Source organism: Paraburkholderia sp., assembly GCF_050742655.1.
In the GTDB taxonomy this organism is placed as follows: Bacteria; Pseudomonadota; Gammaproteobacteria; order Burkholderiales; family Burkholderiaceae; genus Paraburkholderia.
Genome location: NZ_JBOIGG010000025.1, coordinates 1 through 14,780, shown reverse-complemented (window position 1 = coordinate 14,780; position 14,780 = coordinate 1). Strand labels below are relative to the sequence as shown.

The 14,780-nt window shown below is 63.1% G+C and carries 11 protein-coding genes; 2 read left to right on the top strand and 9 right to left on the bottom strand.

From position 1 onward, the window contains the following. Positions 1-9 precede the first annotated feature (9 nt). The 7 genes from ACREXZ_RS27165 to coq7 form a co-directional block, all read right to left on the bottom strand. Positions 10-1,422: a UDP-N-acetylmuramoyl-tripeptide--D-alanyl-D-alanine ligase gene (locus ACREXZ_RS27165; protein ID WP_431767231.1), complete on the bottom strand. Its 1,413-nt coding sequence runs from the start codon at positions 1,420-1,422 to the stop codon at positions 10-12. After that, positions 1,419-2,963 (bottom strand): UDP-N-acetylmuramoyl-L-alanyl-D-glutamate--2,6-diaminopimelate ligase, encoded by a 1,545-nt coding sequence (locus ACREXZ_RS27160; protein WP_431767230.1) that lies wholly within the window; start codon positions 2,961-2,963, stop codon positions 1,419-1,421. Before ACREXZ_RS27160 ends, ACREXZ_RS27165 begins: the two co-directional genes overlap by 4 nt. Next, positions 2,960-4,840, bottom strand: a complete 1,881-nt coding sequence (locus ACREXZ_RS27155) for a peptidoglycan D,D-transpeptidase FtsI family protein (RefSeq protein WP_431767229.1) — start codon at positions 4,838-4,840, stop codon at positions 2,960-2,962. Before ACREXZ_RS27155 ends, ACREXZ_RS27160 begins: the two co-directional genes overlap by 4 nt. Further along, entirely contained in the window at positions 4,837-5,187 is a 351-nt protein-coding gene (ftsL, locus tag ACREXZ_RS27150; protein WP_431767228.1) for a cell division protein FtsL, read from the bottom strand. Before ftsL ends, ACREXZ_RS27155 begins: the two co-directional genes overlap by 4 nt. Continuing rightward, positions 5,184-6,125: a 16S rRNA (cytosine(1402)-N(4))-methyltransferase RsmH gene (gene rsmH, locus ACREXZ_RS27145; protein WP_431767289.1), complete on the bottom strand. Its 942-nt coding sequence runs from the start codon at positions 6,123-6,125 to the stop codon at positions 5,184-5,186. The genes ftsL and rsmH overlap by 4 nt, the downstream gene beginning before the upstream one ends. A gap of 27 nt (positions 6,126-6,152) precedes the next feature. After that, positions 6,153-6,581, bottom strand: a complete 429-nt coding sequence (mraZ, locus tag ACREXZ_RS27140) for a division/cell wall cluster transcriptional repressor MraZ (RefSeq protein WP_431767227.1) — start codon at positions 6,579-6,581, stop codon at positions 6,153-6,155. 432 nt (positions 6,582-7,013) lie between these two features. Next, a complete protein-coding gene (coq7, locus tag ACREXZ_RS27135) occupies positions 7,014-7,646 on the bottom strand; it encodes a 2-polyprenyl-3-methyl-6-methoxy-1,4-benzoquinone monooxygenase (RefSeq protein ID WP_431767226.1) in 633 nt (210 codons plus the stop codon). Between the two features lie 303 nt (positions 7,647-7,949). On the opposite strand from coq7, the gene ACREXZ_RS27130 reads away from it, so the two are divergent. After that, entirely contained in the window at positions 7,950-9,107 is a 1,158-nt protein-coding gene (locus tag ACREXZ_RS27130; RefSeq protein WP_431767225.1) for a porin, read from the top strand. A gap of 206 nt (positions 9,108-9,313) precedes the next feature. Here the strand turns inward: ACREXZ_RS27130 and ACREXZ_RS27125 are convergent, their stop codons facing one another. After that, positions 9,314-10,987 carry a long-chain fatty acid--CoA ligase gene (locus ACREXZ_RS27125; RefSeq protein ID WP_431767224.1) on the bottom strand — a complete coding sequence of 558 codons (1,674 nt, stop codon included), beginning with the start codon at positions 10,985-10,987 and terminating at the stop codon, positions 9,314-9,316. Between the two features lie 172 nt (positions 10,988-11,159). Continuing rightward, the gene (locus ACREXZ_RS27120; RefSeq protein ID WP_431767223.1) at positions 11,160-13,238 is read right to left on the bottom strand and encodes a molybdopterin-containing oxidoreductase family protein; all 2,079 of its coding nucleotides are present in this window, start codon (positions 13,236-13,238) and stop codon (positions 11,160-11,162) included. Positions 13,239-13,408: 170 nt separating this feature from the next. Here ACREXZ_RS27120 and ACREXZ_RS27115 point away from each other — a divergent pair, with 170 nt between their 5' ends. Then, a complete protein-coding gene (locus tag ACREXZ_RS27115; protein WP_431767222.1) occupies positions 13,409-14,602 on the top strand; it encodes a M20 aminoacylase family protein in 1,194 nt (397 codons plus the stop codon). The last annotated feature ends 178 nt before the right edge of the window (positions 14,603-14,780 follow it).

Here is a 14,780-nt window from a genome sequence, read left to right as displayed (position 1 = left end):
CCTTCTCTATCAGTGCGCGCCGGGCGCGTGGCCCGGTGCGTCGGGTTGTGGACTCGTTACGGCGTCCACCACGCGCTCCATCTTCATGAAGCGCGAGCCTTTTACGAGAATCGTCGCGTCGGCGCCAAAGCCGGCTTGCTGCAATTGCACGAGCAGCGCGGCGACGTCGACGGCGTGATGCGCGCCGGTGCCGTACGCGGTGCAGGCGTCGCGCGTCGCGTCGCCGGTCGCGAACAATGCGTCGATGCCGCGTTCGCGCGCGTACGCGCCGATTTCGCGGTGGAACGCCGGACCGTTGTCGCCGACTTCGCCCATATCGCCCATCACGAGCACGCGCGGCCACGGCCGTGCGGCAAGTACGTCGATTGCCGCGCGCATCGAATCCGGATTCGCGTTGTACGTGTCGTCGATCACCATCGCGCCGTCGAGCGCGCCGCCGCTCGCGCGCTTCACCTGCAGACGGCCTTTCACCGCGCCGAACGCTTCGAGCCCGCGACGCACCGCGTCGAGTTCGACGCCTGCCGCGAGCGCTGCCGCGGTTGCGGCGAGCGCGTTGCGCGCGTTGTGGTCGCCGAGCACCTGCAGCGTCACGTCGACGTGACCCGCGGGCGTATCGATCGCGAGACGGCTGCCATCGAACGTACCGATGACCGCAGCCGGCGTCGTACGGGTCGCGTCGTTCAGTGCGAAATCGACGATGCGGTTGCCGGTCGCGGCGACGCGCCAGATGCTCGCGTACGCGTCGTCGGCGGGAAACACGGCGGTGCCCTCCGGCGACAGCGCGTGAATCACGCTCGCGTGTTCAAGAGCGACCGCTTCGACTGTCGCCATGAATTCCTGATGCTCGCGCTGCGCGTTGTTGACGACCGCGACGGTCGGTTCGGCAAGCTTCGCGAGCAACTCGGTTTCGCCCGGATGGTTCATGCCGACTTCGATGACCGCGAGCTTGTGCGCGCCGGTCAGACGGAACAGCGTCAGCGGCAGGCCAACGTCGTTGTTGAAATTGCCGGCAGTGGCGAGCCGTTCATCCGCGCCGACGGCGGCCGCGAAGATCGACGCGATCATTTCCTTCACCGTCGTCTTGCCGTTGCTGCCCGTGACCGCGACGAGCGGGATCGCGAAGCGACGGCGCCAGCCGCGCGCAAGCTGGCCGAGCGCAACGCGCGTATCCGCGACGCGGATCGCAGGCGTCTGCCAGTCGGCTGGGCTGCGTGCGACGAGCGCCGCCGTGACGTTGTTCGCAGCGACGTCAGCGAGGAAATCGTGCGCGTCGAAGCGCTCGCCCTTCAGCGCGACGAACAGGTCGCCGGGGCCGGCGGTGCGGCTATCCGTCGACACACGTTCGAACGTGATGTCGCCGTCGCCGGTCACGGTGGCGCCGGGAACGAGCGCGGCGGCTTCGCGTAGCGAGAAGAGCGTCATTCGCCGCCTCCGCGCGCCTGAGTCGCCCGCGCAGCCAGCGCGAGGCGTGCATGGTCCTGATCGGAGAACGCGCGTTTGCGGCCCATGATTTCCTGAGTCGATTCGTGACCCTTGCCAGCCAGCACGATCACGTCTTCCCGCGCGGCACTGCGGATCGCCTGCAGGATCGCGCTCGCGCGGTCCTCGATGCGGCGCACTTTCGACGGATCGCTCATCCCGGCGACGATCTGGTCGATGATCGCCTGAGGGTCTTCGCTGCGCGGGTTGTCGCTGGTCACGACGACGCCGTCGGCGAGCCGTTCGGCGATCGCGCCCATCAGCGGACGCTTGGTCGCGTCGCGGTCGCCGCCGCAGCCGAACATGCAGATGAGTTCGCCGCCGCGCGCCTGCGCGATCGGGCGCAGCGCGTCGAGCGTTTTTTCAAGCGCGTCGGGCGTGTGTGCGTAGTCGATTACGACGAGCGGTTCGTCGTTCTGCAACCGGCCGCCAAGCCGCTGCATGCGGCCGTTCACCGGTTCGAGCTTCGCGACTTCGGCGAGCGCGGCGTCGAACGGCATGTCGGCGGCGAGCAACGCTCCCAGCACGCCGAGCAGATTGCTCACGTTGAATGCGCCGAGCGTCGCGACTTCGACGTCCGCGTCGCCCCAGTCGGACGACAGATGGAATGCGGTGCCGGTCGCGGTCGCGCGAACGTTCGACGCGATCAGCGAGGCGTCGGCATCTACGGTATGCGAACCTGCCGTGTCGAGCCCGTAGGCTATGACCCGCGCGTGGCCATGTACGGCGGCGATCAGACGGCGGCCGGCTTCATCGTCGCGGTTGAGCACCGCGCAACGCAGTCCCGGCCACGCGAACAGATGCGCCTTCGCGGCTTCATACGCTTCGAACGTGTGGTGATAGTCGAGATGGTCCTGCGTGAGATTCGTGAACACCGCGATGTCGAACGACGTGCCGTTCACGCGACCCTGATGCAGCGCATGCGACGACACTTCCATCGCGACCGCCTGCGCGCCGGCGGCGAGCAGCTGCGCGAGACTGCGCTGCAGCTGCGGCGCGTCGGGCGTCGTGAAACCGGTGTACACCAGTTGACCCGGCAGCCCGCTGCCGAGCGTGCCGATGATCGCGCAGCGCGTGCCGAGCGCGGTCAGCGCCGTGGAAATCCACTGGCTGCACGACGTCTTGCCGTTCGTGCCGGTCACACCGACGACGAGCATCGCGTCGCTCGGATCCCCGTACCAGCCGCTCGCGATCGGGCCGGCCAGTTCGTTCAGCGCCGGTACCGCGTGGGCAATCGCCGGATCGGGCTGGCCCGCGAAATTTTCCGGCTGATACAGCACGGCGGCCGCACCGCGTTCGAGCGCGTTGTCGATGAACGGCCGGTTGTCCGCGCCGTCCACGGCGTACGCGCAGAACACGTCGCCCGCGGCGAGCGCGCGGGTGTCGGCGTGCAGATGCGCGGCCGGCTGCGCATGCGCATGCAGCCAGGCGAGCGCATCGGCGATCTGCCCATGAGCCGGATGCGACGACCGCAGCGCGCTCATCGCACGACTCCGGGCCGGTTTTTCGCGTTATCCGCAATCGTCATGTGTTTCGCCGTCGTGCCGGTCGCGAGCTTCTTCGCTCCGGCAGCGGGGGCCGCAGGTGTCGCGGTCCCGGTCGGCGCGGCCGTATCGTCAGACACGACCAGTTGCTTCACCGGCATGTCGGGCGGCACGTTCAGCGAACGCAGCGTGTCGCCGACGATCGACGAGAACACCGGCCCCGACACCTGGCCGCCGAAGTGGCTGCCGGCAGTCGGTTCGTCGACCGATACGGCTACGACGATGCGCGGGTTCGGCATCGGCGCCATGCCGACGAACGACGCGCGGTACTTCGATTTATCGTAGCCGCGGCCGAAGTGCTTGTACGCGGTGCCGCTCTTGCCGCCGACGCGATAACCGGGCACGGCCGCATCCGGCGACGTGCCGCCCGGCGCCGTCACGGCTTCGAGCATCGTGCGGACTTCGCGCGCGGTGGTCGGCGAAAAGACCTGCGGGCCGGTCACCGGCGCATCGCCCGGCGTGCGGAAGATCGACACTGGCAGCACCTGACCGTCATGCGCGATTGCGGTGTACGCACGCGCCAGCTGGAACAGCGAGGCCGACAGACCATAGCCGTACGACATCGTCGCCTGTTCGATCCGGCGCCAGCTCTTCCACGGACGCAGCCGGCCAGCGGCTGCACCCGGGAAGCCGACCTTCGGCGCCTGGCCGAGACCGATGCTGGTATACATATTCCACATCTCTTCAGGCTTGAGCTGCATCGCGATCTTCGTCGCACCGATGTTGCTCGACTTCTGGATCACGCCGCCCACGGTGAGCACGCCGAACGCGCTGTCGTCGGTGATCTGCGCACCGTCGAGCATGAAGCGGCCGGGTCCCGTATCCACCAGTGTAGTCGGCGAAACACGGTGTAGATCGAGCGCGAGCGAGATCGTGAACGGCTTCATGATCGAGCCGGGCTCGAAGACGTCGGTGAGGATGCGGTTGCGCAGCTGGTCGCCGGTCAGATGTGAGCGGTCGTTCGGGTTGTAGGTCGGGTAATTGACGAGCGCGAGCACCTCGCCCGTCCGCACGTCGATCACCATCGCCGCGCCGGCCTTCGCCTTGAACTTCTGCACCGCGGCTTTCAGGTTCGTGTACGCGATGTACTGGATCTTGCTGTCGATCGACAGGTCCACGTCCTGACCGTTGTGCGGAATCACCTGCTCGTCGACGTCCTCGACGATGTGTCCCATCCGGTCCTTGATCACGTGACGGATACCCGGCATGCCGGCGAGCAGCTTCTGGTCGCTGAGTTCGACGCCTTCCTGGCCTTCGTCCTCGACGTTCGTGAAACCGATCAGGTGAGCGGTAATCTCGCCTTCGGGATAGAAGCGCTTGTATTCGTTGCGCTGGTAGATACCGGGGATGTCGAGATCGGCGACCTGCTGCGCGACGTCGACCGGCACCTGACGCTTCACGTAGACGAACGTCTTGTCTTCCGACAGCTTCACGCGCAGTTCCTTCTGCGTCATGCCGAGCAGCTTGCCGAGCGCGGTGAGCTTGTCGGCGCCGAGATCGTCTGGCACGGCTTCAGGAATTGCCCAGATCGCGCGGACCGGCAGGCTGGTGGCGAGCACGAGGCCGTTACGGTCGAGAATCTTGCCGCGCGTGGCCGGCAGTTCGAGCGTGCGCTGATAGCGGCTCTCGCCCTGCTTCTGATAGAACGCGTTGCCCGGCCCCTGAATCCAGAACGCGCGCGCGGTCAGCGCGACGAACGCCATGAACAGCATGAACACGACAAGCTTCGAACGCCACATCGGCAGACGCACCGACAGAATCGGGTTGGCCGAAAACGCGACGCTCTTGCGGCTCGACGACTGCTTCGACGGCTTCATCGAGCGCCTCCGCGACGGGTCGTGGCGGGCGCGGCGGCCGGCGCCGAAGTCGGAAGCGGCGCGTCCTCGGCCTTCACGGCGCCGGGGTCGAGCGTCAGGTATTGCGTGCGACCGGTCGTGACAGACTGCATCTTCAGAGAAGTCGTGGCGAGCTGTTCGATGCGCGACGTCTTGGATAGCGCGCTCTGCTGATATTGAAGCTGCGAGTAGTCCTGCTGCAACTGGCGCTCCTGTGACTGCGCGCGCTGCAGCTGAATGAAGATCTGCCGCTGCTGGTTGGTGGCGTTGACGACCGAAAGCGCACACCCCATCACGACGATCAGCAGGAAGATGTTGAGACGGTTCATGGCGCGATCCGCTCCGCGACACGCATCACGGCGGAACGGGCGCGCGGGTTGGCGGCGACTTCGGCGTCGCTCGCGAACACGCGGCCGCGCAGCTTCAGCGGCGGACTGGGCAGATCGGCGGCACGGATCGGCAGGCGGCGGTCGAGCGCAGGCGCACTCGCGTGCGCCTGCATGAATCGTTTGACGATCCGGTCTTCGAGCGAATGAAAGCTGATCACCACCAGCCGCCCCCCTTGCTCCAGCAACGACAATGCAGCTTCTAGAACGACTTGCAGCTCCGCAAGCTCTTGATTGACGTGAATCCGTATAGCCTGAAAGGTGCGGGTTGCCGGGTCCTTGCCCTTCTCACGGGTCTTGACGACGTTAGCCACGATTTCGGCAAGCTCGCCCGTGCTGACGAGAGGCCCAAGACGGTCGGACTCTGCCCGGCGAGCAACAAGCGCCTTTGCAATCTGAAAAGCAAACCGTTCTTCCCCATAATCTCGTATTACCTCCGTCAGTTCCTGCACTGTGGCCCGCGCGAGCCAGTCGGCTGCAGACTCGCCGCGCGTCGGGTCCATTCGCATGTCGAGCGGGCCGTCCGCGCGGAAACTGAAACCCCGCTCCGGGTCGTCGATTTGCGGCGACGACACGCCCAGATCCAGCAACACTCCCGACACACGCCCTACGCCGCGCGACCCGACTGCGTCGCGCAGTGATGCAAAACTCTCGTGCACGATCTCGAAACGCGGATCGGCGATCTGCTGCGCGGTGGCAATGGCGAGCGGATCCTTGTCGAAGGCGATCAGCCGCCCACCTTCCGCCAGCTTTGCCAGTACCGCGCGGCTATGGCCGCCGCGGCCGAACGTACCGTCCACGTAGACGCCGTCCGCGCGCGTCAGCAGCGCATCGACCGCTTCGTCCAGCAGCACCGTGCGATGCTGCAATTCGTTTCCCATCGCAGGCGCCATGTCAGTCAGCCGCGATCAGAACGTGAAATTCTTCAGCGCATCGGGCATGCCCTGCGCCATTGCCGCCTGCTCCTTGGCGGCGTAGGTCTGCGCATCCCACAGCTCGAAGTGACTGCCCATACCGAGCAGCATCACTTCCTTTTCCAGCGCAGCGGCCAGCCGCAGTTCCGGCGACACGAGTACACGGCCTGCGCCGTCGAGATCGACATCGGATGCATTGCCGAGAAAAATCCGGCGCCACCAGTGGGCGTCCATCGGCAACGCGGCGATCTTGGTACGGAAGACTTCCCATTCGGGGCGCGGAAACAGCAACAGGCAGCCGTCCGGGTGCTTGGTAATCGTCACCCGTCCTTCTGCCTGTCCTTGCAGCGCATCCCGATAACGAGAGGGAACCGACAACCGCCCTTTCGCATCGAGCGTCAGCGCCGACGCCCCTTGGAACACTTCGTTCTCCCCTCGCCCGGCGATCGCCGCCGTCTGCCTGATCTCAAAAATCTACCTGGAAAAGCCCGGTAAATTCACACAAAAATGCACTTTCTCACACTGTCTCCCACTTTAGAGGAACGCTAAACAGGGGTCAAGGGAGAAGCGCGCTTTTTTGACGAAATTTGTTTGTTAGAACAAGGACTTAGCACCGCTCCCTCATGTCGTCGCTAAAAATGGAAAATCGTTATAAATGAACGAACTAGTGCAGCTTGTGAAGGTGATACGTGAAAAGAAGGAGGGAAGCGGCGGACAGGAAGGAGGTTCTGCGGAGGGAAATCAGGCAGGCGGGAAGCAGATAGACGACGCGGGCACAGCCAATCGACAGATATTTTCGAGACAGCGCAGAGGTCGTGCAAATCCGCGCTGTCCCACTTCAACCAGCTTGATCGATCACACGTAGTACGCAGTGCGAGTCATGACCTTCGACGCCGCGCGCATCAGCGCACGAGCAGGAAACGGCAACTCGACGCCGCCTGCATCGAGCGCCGCCTTGCCGTGCGCTGCTTCGTCCGCGCGCATCTGCTCGACGACCGCACGCGAATCGCGATCGGCTTCGGGCAGCGCATCCAGATGGCTGTTCAGATGCTGCTCGACCTGACGTTCGGTTTCCGCCATGAAGCCAAGACTCACTCGATCTCCGAAGCGGCCGGCGACCAGACCGATCGTCAAGGCGCCCGCGTACCACAGCGGATTCAGCAGACTCGGACGCGAATCGAGCGCCTCGAGTCGTCGTGAGGTCCACGCGAGATGATCTTCTTCTTCGCGCGCGGCGTGATCGAATGCGTCCTTCAACGTCGGCGAACGCGTGGCCAGTTTCTGCGCCTGATACAGCGCCTGCGCGCACACCTCGCCGACGTGATTGACACGCATCAGCGCAGCAGCATGCGCGCGCTCCTCGGGCGACAGTTCCACCACGGGCTCGGACGATTCCGGCGCAACCGGCATCGGACGGGTCATTCGGGACACCCCAGTGATTGAGCGTAAACCCCGATCCAACTCGCTAATCCATTCGTCCAGCAACATCGGCCTCTCCTGCTTCTCGAATCCGCCGACGATCGCTGAGAGGGCCTGTGCAGCAAGGGTTTGCGGCAAAAATTCAGGCGCTTTTCGACAGCGATTTTCAGCGATTTAAACGGTCAGTTTTTGATTTTAGACCATGTTGCGTAAACGAAACAGGGACCGACCGGGCGGTCTGCTTTTTCTTTGTGCAGGTAGACCCTTTTGTTACATTACGTGGCAACTTCTCGCGAAGTTGAAGGCAAGGCCGCAACACACAACTAATCGCCTTGTAACAAGAATTTCGTAGCAATCCTTGGAGATCATTCGATGAAAAAGTCGCTTCTCGCGCTAACAGCGCTGGGCGCGTTTGCTGGCGTCGCTCACGCACAAAGCAGCGTCACCCTGTACGGCATTATTGATGAAGGTTTCAACATCAACACGAACGCAGGTGGCAAGCACCTGTACAACCTGTCGAGCGGCGTGCTTCAAGGTAGCCGCTGGGGTCTGCGCGGCACCGAAGATCTGGGCGGCGGCCTGAAGGCAATCTTCGTGCTCGAGAACGGTTTTGACGTGAACACCGGCAAGCTCGGTCAAGGCGGCCTGATGTTCGGTCGTCAAGCTTATGTCGGTCTGTCGAGCCCGTTCGGCACGGTCACCGCGGGTCGTCAGTATGACTCCGTGGTCGACTACGTCGGTCCGCTCGAAGTCGGCGATCAATGGGGCGGCTACATCGCCGCTCACCCGGGCGATCTCGATAACTTCAACAACGCGTACCGCGTGAACAACGCAGTCAAGTTCACGAGCGCGAACTACGGCGGCCTGACGTTCGGCGGTCTGTACAGCTTCGGCGGCACCGCTGGCGACTTCAGCCGCAACCAGACGTTCTCGGTCGGCGCAGGCTACAGCAACGGTCCGCTGGTGCTGGGTGTTGGCTACCTGAACGCACGCACCCCGTCGTCGGCAAGTGGTCTGTTCGGCAACAACACGACGTCGACCACGCCGGCGGCCGTTACGTCGCCGGTCTACGCAGGCTACGCTTCGGCGCACACGTACCAGGTCATCGGTGCGGGCGGCGCATACACGTTCGGTGCAGCGACGATCGGTGCGACGTACTCGAACATCAAGTTCATGAACTTCACGAGCGGCGCGTTCGCGAACCAGACCGCCACGTTCAACAACGGTGAACTGAACTTCAAGTATCAGCTGACCCCGGCACTGGTGCTCGGCGCTGCCTACGACTACACGAAGGGCAGCTCGATCTCCGGCGGCTCTGCTGCGAAGTATCACCAGGGTTCGCTGGGCGCCGACTACTTCCTGTCGAAGCGCACGGACGTCTACGTGATCGGTGTCTTTCAACACGCTTCGGGTGACACGCTCACCTCGAGCGGCCAGGTCATCCAGGCCGACGCCGCGATCAACGGTTTGACCGCTTCGTCGAACAAGAACCAGCTGGCAGCTCGTGTCGGTATCCGCCACAAGTTCTAATAAGTCGTAAAAAAAGTAGTTCACCTCAAAGGCGCCTTCGGGCGCCTTTTTTCTTGGCTTGCGCTGCAAGGTGGGGGCAGCTGAGCAACGGCGATACGCAATAAAACGGCCCGACAGGTTTTCCTGTCGGGCCGTTTTATTGGCGTCGTCGAAATCGACGTGACGATCGACGTGACTTGCGGATCAACCCGATTATCGCGCGCAGCTCATGCGCGCCCGTCGCGCAACTCGCGCCGGAGAATCTTGCCTACGTTGCTCTTCGGCAGTTCGGTGCGAAATTCGATATGCCTCGGCCGCTTGTAGCCGGTGAGCTGCTCCTTGCAGTACGCGAAGAGCGCTGCATCGGTGAGCGTCGGGTCTTTCTTCACGACAAACAGCTTCACCGCCTCGCCCGAGCGCTCGTCGGGCACCCCGACCGCCGCTACTTCGAACACGCCCGGATGCCGCGCGACGACATCCTCGATCTCGTTCGGATACACGTTGAAGCCCGACACGAGGATCATGTCCTTCTTCCGGTCGACGATCTTCACGTAGCCGCGTTCGTCCATGAAACCGATATCGCCTGATTTGAAGAAACCGTCGTCGGTCATGACCTTGGCCGTCTCATCCGGGCGATTCCAGTAGCCGGCCATCACCTGCGGCCCGCGGATGCAGATCTCGCCCGGCTGACCTAGCGGCACTTCGTTGCCTTCGTCGTCGCGGATCGATACTTCGGTCGACGGCAACGGCAAACCGATCGTGCCGTTGTATTCGGTGGCTGTCGATGGATTGCACGTGACCGACGGCGACGTTTCCGACAGACCGTAGCCCTCGACGATCGGCGCGTGCGTCCGCTCGTACCAGCGTTTCGCGACGGCTTCCTGCACCGCCATGCCGCCGCCGTTCGCCACCAGCAGATTCGAGAAATCGAGCTTGTCGAAATCAGGGTGATTGAGCATCGCGTTATAGAGCGTGTTGACCGCCGGTATCGTCGTGATCGCGTAGCCCTGCAATGCCTTGATCATGCCCGCGATATCGCGAGGATTCGGAATCAGCACCCCAAGACCACCCGTGCGGATGGTCAGCAAACCGCAGACCGTCAACGCGAACACGTGATAGAGCGGCAGCGCCACGACCGTGATGAACTGCTGGATATCGGGTCGCTTCGAGCGCGCCGCGTCCAGCCACGCTTCCGACTGCAACACGTTGGCGATCAGATTGCGATGCAGTAGCGTCGCGCCTTTCGACACCCCCGTCGTGCCACCGGTGTACTGCAGAAATGCGACGTCCTGCGGACCCTGCTTCGCTCTCTGGAACGTGTGGCGCGCGCCTTCGGCGAGCGCCTGGTTGAATTTGACGTGACCCGGCAGGCTCCATGTGGGAACCATCTTCTTCACCCGCCGCACGACGAAATTGACGATCAACCCTTTCGCGCCGAGCATATCGCCGATCGATGCGACGACCACGTGCTTGATCTGCGTGTTGCCAACAACAGCTTGTAGCGTCGCGGCGAAGTTCTCGAGCAGGATGATCGCCTCGGCGCCGCTGTCCTTCAATTGATGTTCGAGTTCGCGGGGCGTATAGAGCGGGTTGACGTTCACGACCACGTACCCTGCGCGAAGGATCGCCGCGAGTGCTACCGGATACTGCAGCACGTTCGGCATCATGATCGCGACGCGTGCGCCACGCGCGAGGCCCTTCGACTGCAGCCATCCCCCAAGCTTCACCGAGTACGCGTCGAGTTCTCCATAGGTGATCTGCTTGCCCATGCAGGTGAATGCCGGCTTCGCGCGATGTTTCCGGAAGCTGTCTTCGAGCAGGTCCGCGATCGACTCGTACTGTCCGGGATCGACCTCCGCCGGGACGCCGGGCGGATAGGACTTCAGCCAGATTTTTTCCACGCGACGTCTCCCTGTATATTTTCGAATGGTCGTGCTAAAAGGCGCATCGTAGCATGCGGCTGGCGCAGAGCAACGCGAAGGGCCCCTGGGTTAGACGGGGCCCTCGAACCGTTGGCCGGGTTCCGGCGGCCGCCCGTTTTGACTGCGGCATCCCGTGGCTTTCGCACCGAACTCACGCGCGCTCCACCTCGACGAGGCAGTCGTAAAAAGTCGCAGAGCCACCGAGATCGGTCAGCCGCTGACTGGTGACCTGGTTCGCATTGCGGCCGTCCGGGGACAGTTTTTTCCACCAGATCGACAGGCCAACGACGAGCCCTTCCCTCGCCTTATCGGTAACGCGCGCGCGAGCCCGCATCGAACCGCGGTCGTTGAAGATACGCACTTCGTCGCCGTCGGCGATACCGCGCGGCTGCGCGTCGGCGGGATGAATGTCGAGATGCGGATGGCCTTCGGTCGACCGAAGGCTTTCGACATTGACGAACGTACTGTTGAGAAAATTGCGCGCCGGCGGCGAGATCATCGCGAGCGGATAACGCGCGGCAAGTTCGGGCGAACCGTCGGCGGATTCATAGGGAGGCAAATAGTCCGGCAACGGGTCCAGCCCCTGCTGCGCGAGGCGTTCGCTGAAAAACTCGCACTTGCCCGACGGGGTCCGAAAACCGCCGTTCGCCAGCGGCGCATCCGGCAGTTGAAGGCGAACCCAACCTGTTTGCTTTAACGTCTGCCAGTCGGTCCCTGCCAGCGCGGGATCGCTCCAGCGAAAAGCACTCGCTGCGATTGCGTCATCGCTCTCGTACAGCGCCGGCTCCTGCAGCCCCATCGCACGGGCGATGCCGCGAAAAATCTCGGTGTTCGCCCGCGCATCGCCGACGGGTGCGATCGCGGGGAGGTTCGCCATCACGTACGTATGGCCGTAGGACTTATGGACGTCGAGGTGTTCGAGCTGCGTCGTCGCCGGCAACAGCAGGTCAGCGAAATCGGCGGTATCGGTACGGAAATGCTCGAGCACGATCGTAAACAGGTCTTCGCGTGCAAAGCCGGCAGCCACGCGCTCAGAGTCCGGTGCCACCGCGACGGGATTCGAGTTGTAGACCACGATCGCTTCGATCTTCGGGCCGAAGGTCGGATCGCCGTGATGCAACAGCGCATCGCCGATTGCGTTCATGTTGATCGCGCGCGGCTGCTTCGTCGGCCAGCCCGGCATCAGATCGGGACGTTGGAGCGCGTGGGAATCGACCGGCGCCCATCCCGACGACGCCAGCAGCAAGCCGCCCGCCCGCTCGCGCCACGCACCGGTCAGCGACGGCAGACACGCGATCGCCCGCACCGCGTTGCCGCCGCCCCGCACTCGTTGCATGCCGTAGTTCAACCGGATCGCGGCTTTCTTCGTGCTGCCATACAGGCGCGCAAGATCGACGACGATCTGTGCATCGATCCCGCAGATTTGCGCGACACGCGCAGGTGTATAAGTCAGCGCACGGGCCTTCAACGCATCGAAGCCGAGCGTGTGATCGGCGATGTAAGCCGGATCGAGTCGATCTTCGGCGATCAGCACGTTCATCATGCCGAGCGCGAGCGCGCCGTCGGTGCCAGGTTTCAGCGCAATGTGCTGGTGGCATTTTTCCGCGGTGAGCGAGCGATACGGGTCGATCGCGATCAAGCGCGCGCCGCGCCGCTTGGCTTCCTGAGCGCGGGTCCAGAAATGCAGGCTCGACGCGATTGGATTGGCACCCCAGATCAGGATGACCTCGCTCTCTTCGTAGAACTCGGTCAGCATGCCGAGACTTGCACCATACGTGTACTTAAGCCCGGCCGCGCCCGCAGCACTACAGATCGTTCGGTCCAGTCTCGACGCGCCGAGCGAATGGAAGAAACGTTGCGCGATGCTTTCGCCCTGCACGAGACCCATCGTCCCGGCATAGCTGTACGGCAGGATCGCTTCGGGCGCACGCGCCGCGATATCGGAAAGACGGTTGGCCGCGAGTTTCAGGGCTTCGTTCCAGCCGATCGGTTCGAACCGTCCCTCTCCCTTCCTGCCGACCCGCTTCATCGGCGTCGTAAGACGATTCGGATGATGCACGCGCTCGGCGTAACGGCTCACCTTTGTGCAAAGCACACCTTGCGTAGGCGGATGATCTGGATCGCCGGTGACTTTGATCGCTCGCCCGCCTTCGACCGTGACGCGCATCGCGCAGGTGTCCGGGCAATCGTGAGGACAGACGGCACGGGCGAAATCGACAGGGGCGTTCATGGCGCGATAAGGTCGGCAAACGGGACGATGAGCGATTTTATTACGTCCGTAGTCGGGAGACCCGCACGGTGGCGTCAAAAATTTCGTTGGGCGTAGAATGGATCGCCTCCGTGCCCGAGTCGCGCAGGTGGCTTCGGGCAACATCACGCACCACGAAGCTAGATCACATCATGAAACTGATCCCGGAAATTCAGGCCGCCTGCGGCGAAATCCAGACTCTTCGACGAACGATCCACGCTCACCCCGAATTGCGTTATGAAGAAACCCAGACGGCCGATCTGGTTGCGAAGACCCTGGCCGACTGGGGGATAGAAGTCCATCGCGGGATGGGAAAAACCGGTGTAGTAGGTGTCCTGAAACGCGGCAGCAGCCCACGGTCGATCGGATTACGAGCTGACATGGACGCACTTCCGATACAGGAACTGAACACTTTCGAGCATCATTCGCGCAACGACGGAAAGATGCACGCCTGCGGGCACGACGGCCATACGGCGATGCTCCTCGGCGCAGCCCAGCATCTCGTGAAGCATGGCGATTTCGATGGAACCATCGTCTTCATTTTTCAGCCCGCAGAAGAAGGGGGCGCCGGCGCTCAAGCAATGATCGACGATGGCCTCTTCAAACAGTTTCCTGTCGACGCGGTGTTCGGCATTCATAACTGGCCCGGCATGCCCACCGGAAAGTTCGGTGTGACAGAGGGGCCGATCATGGCCTCGAGCAATGAATTCCGGATCGACATCGTCGGCATTGGATCCCACGCGGCGCTGCCGCATAGTGGGCGCGATCCGGTATTCACCGCTGTGCAGATTGCGAATGGGCTGCAAGGCATTATCACGCGCAACAAGAAACCGCTCGATACGGCGGTTCTATCGATCACACAGATCCATGCGGGCGATGCGGTGAATGTCGTGCCGGACGAGGCATGGATTGCGGGAACGGTCCGCACTTTTACTACGGCGACGCTCGATCTGATCGAAAGCCGGATGCGCAAGATCGCGGAATCGACCGCGGAAGCCTACGATTGCTCGGTGAAGATCCGCTTCCACCGAAACTATCCGCCGACAGTAAATAGCAGTGAGGAAACGCGCTTTGCCGCGACGGTGATGAAAGAGATTGTGGGCGCAGAAAATGTCGACGATTCAGTCGAACCGACGATGGGCGCCGAGGATTTCTCATTCATGCTTCTGGCCAAGCCCGGATGTTACGCGTTTTTGGGCAATGGAGAAGGCGGCCACCGCGATGCTGGTCATGGGGCTGGTCCCTGCATGCTGCACAACGCCAGCTACGACTTCAACGACGAACTGCTGCCGATTGGCTCGACATACTGGGTTCGGCTGGCGCAGCGGTTTCTGTCGCGGCAATGATGGAATGGGGGCGAGCGACTATTTGAATCGCCCTCTGTTAAATCTCGGCGCGCATAAAGCACGACGCCCCCGCGAGCCTGAGGGCGGGCGGGGGCGGGTGTTGCTGCTGGGGAGCCTGACGATTACCTACTTTCACACGGGCAATCCGCACTATCATCGGCGTGGAGTCGTTTCACGG

Bases quoted from the DNA above. Each gene is read 5' to 3' on its own strand.
- ACREXZ_RS27165 (WP_431767231.1), bottom strand. From the start codon at position 1,422: ATGACGCTCTTCTCGCTACGCGAAGCCGCCGCGCTCGTTCCCGGCGCC.
- ACREXZ_RS27160 (WP_431767230.1), bottom strand. From the start codon at position 2,963: ATGAGCGCGCTGCGGTCGTCGCATCCGGCTCATGGGCAGATCGCCGAT.
- ACREXZ_RS27155 (WP_431767229.1), bottom strand. From the start codon at position 4,840: ATGAAGCCGTCGAAGCAGTCGTCGAGCCGCAAGAGCGTCGCGTTTTCG.
- ftsL (WP_431767228.1), bottom strand. From the start codon at position 5,187: ATGAACCGTCTCAACATCTTCCTGCTGATCGTCGTGATGGGGTGTGCG.
- rsmH (WP_431767289.1), bottom strand. From the start codon at position 6,125: ATGGGAAACGAATTGCAGCATCGCACGGTGCTGCTGGACGAAGCGGTC.
- coq7 (WP_431767226.1), bottom strand. From the start codon at position 7,646: ATGTTGCTGGACGAATGGATTAGCGAGTTGGATCGGGGTTTACGCTCA.
- ACREXZ_RS27130 (WP_431767225.1), top strand. From the start codon at position 7,950: ATGAAAAAGTCGCTTCTCGCGCTAACAGCGCTGGGCGCGTTTGCTGGC.
- ACREXZ_RS27120 (WP_431767223.1), bottom strand. From the start codon at position 13,238: ATGAACGCCCCTGTCGATTTCGCCCGTGCCGTCTGTCCTCACGATTGC.
- ACREXZ_RS27115 (WP_431767222.1), top strand. From the start codon at position 13,409: ATGAAACTGATCCCGGAAATTCAGGCCGCCTGCGGCGAAATCCAGACT.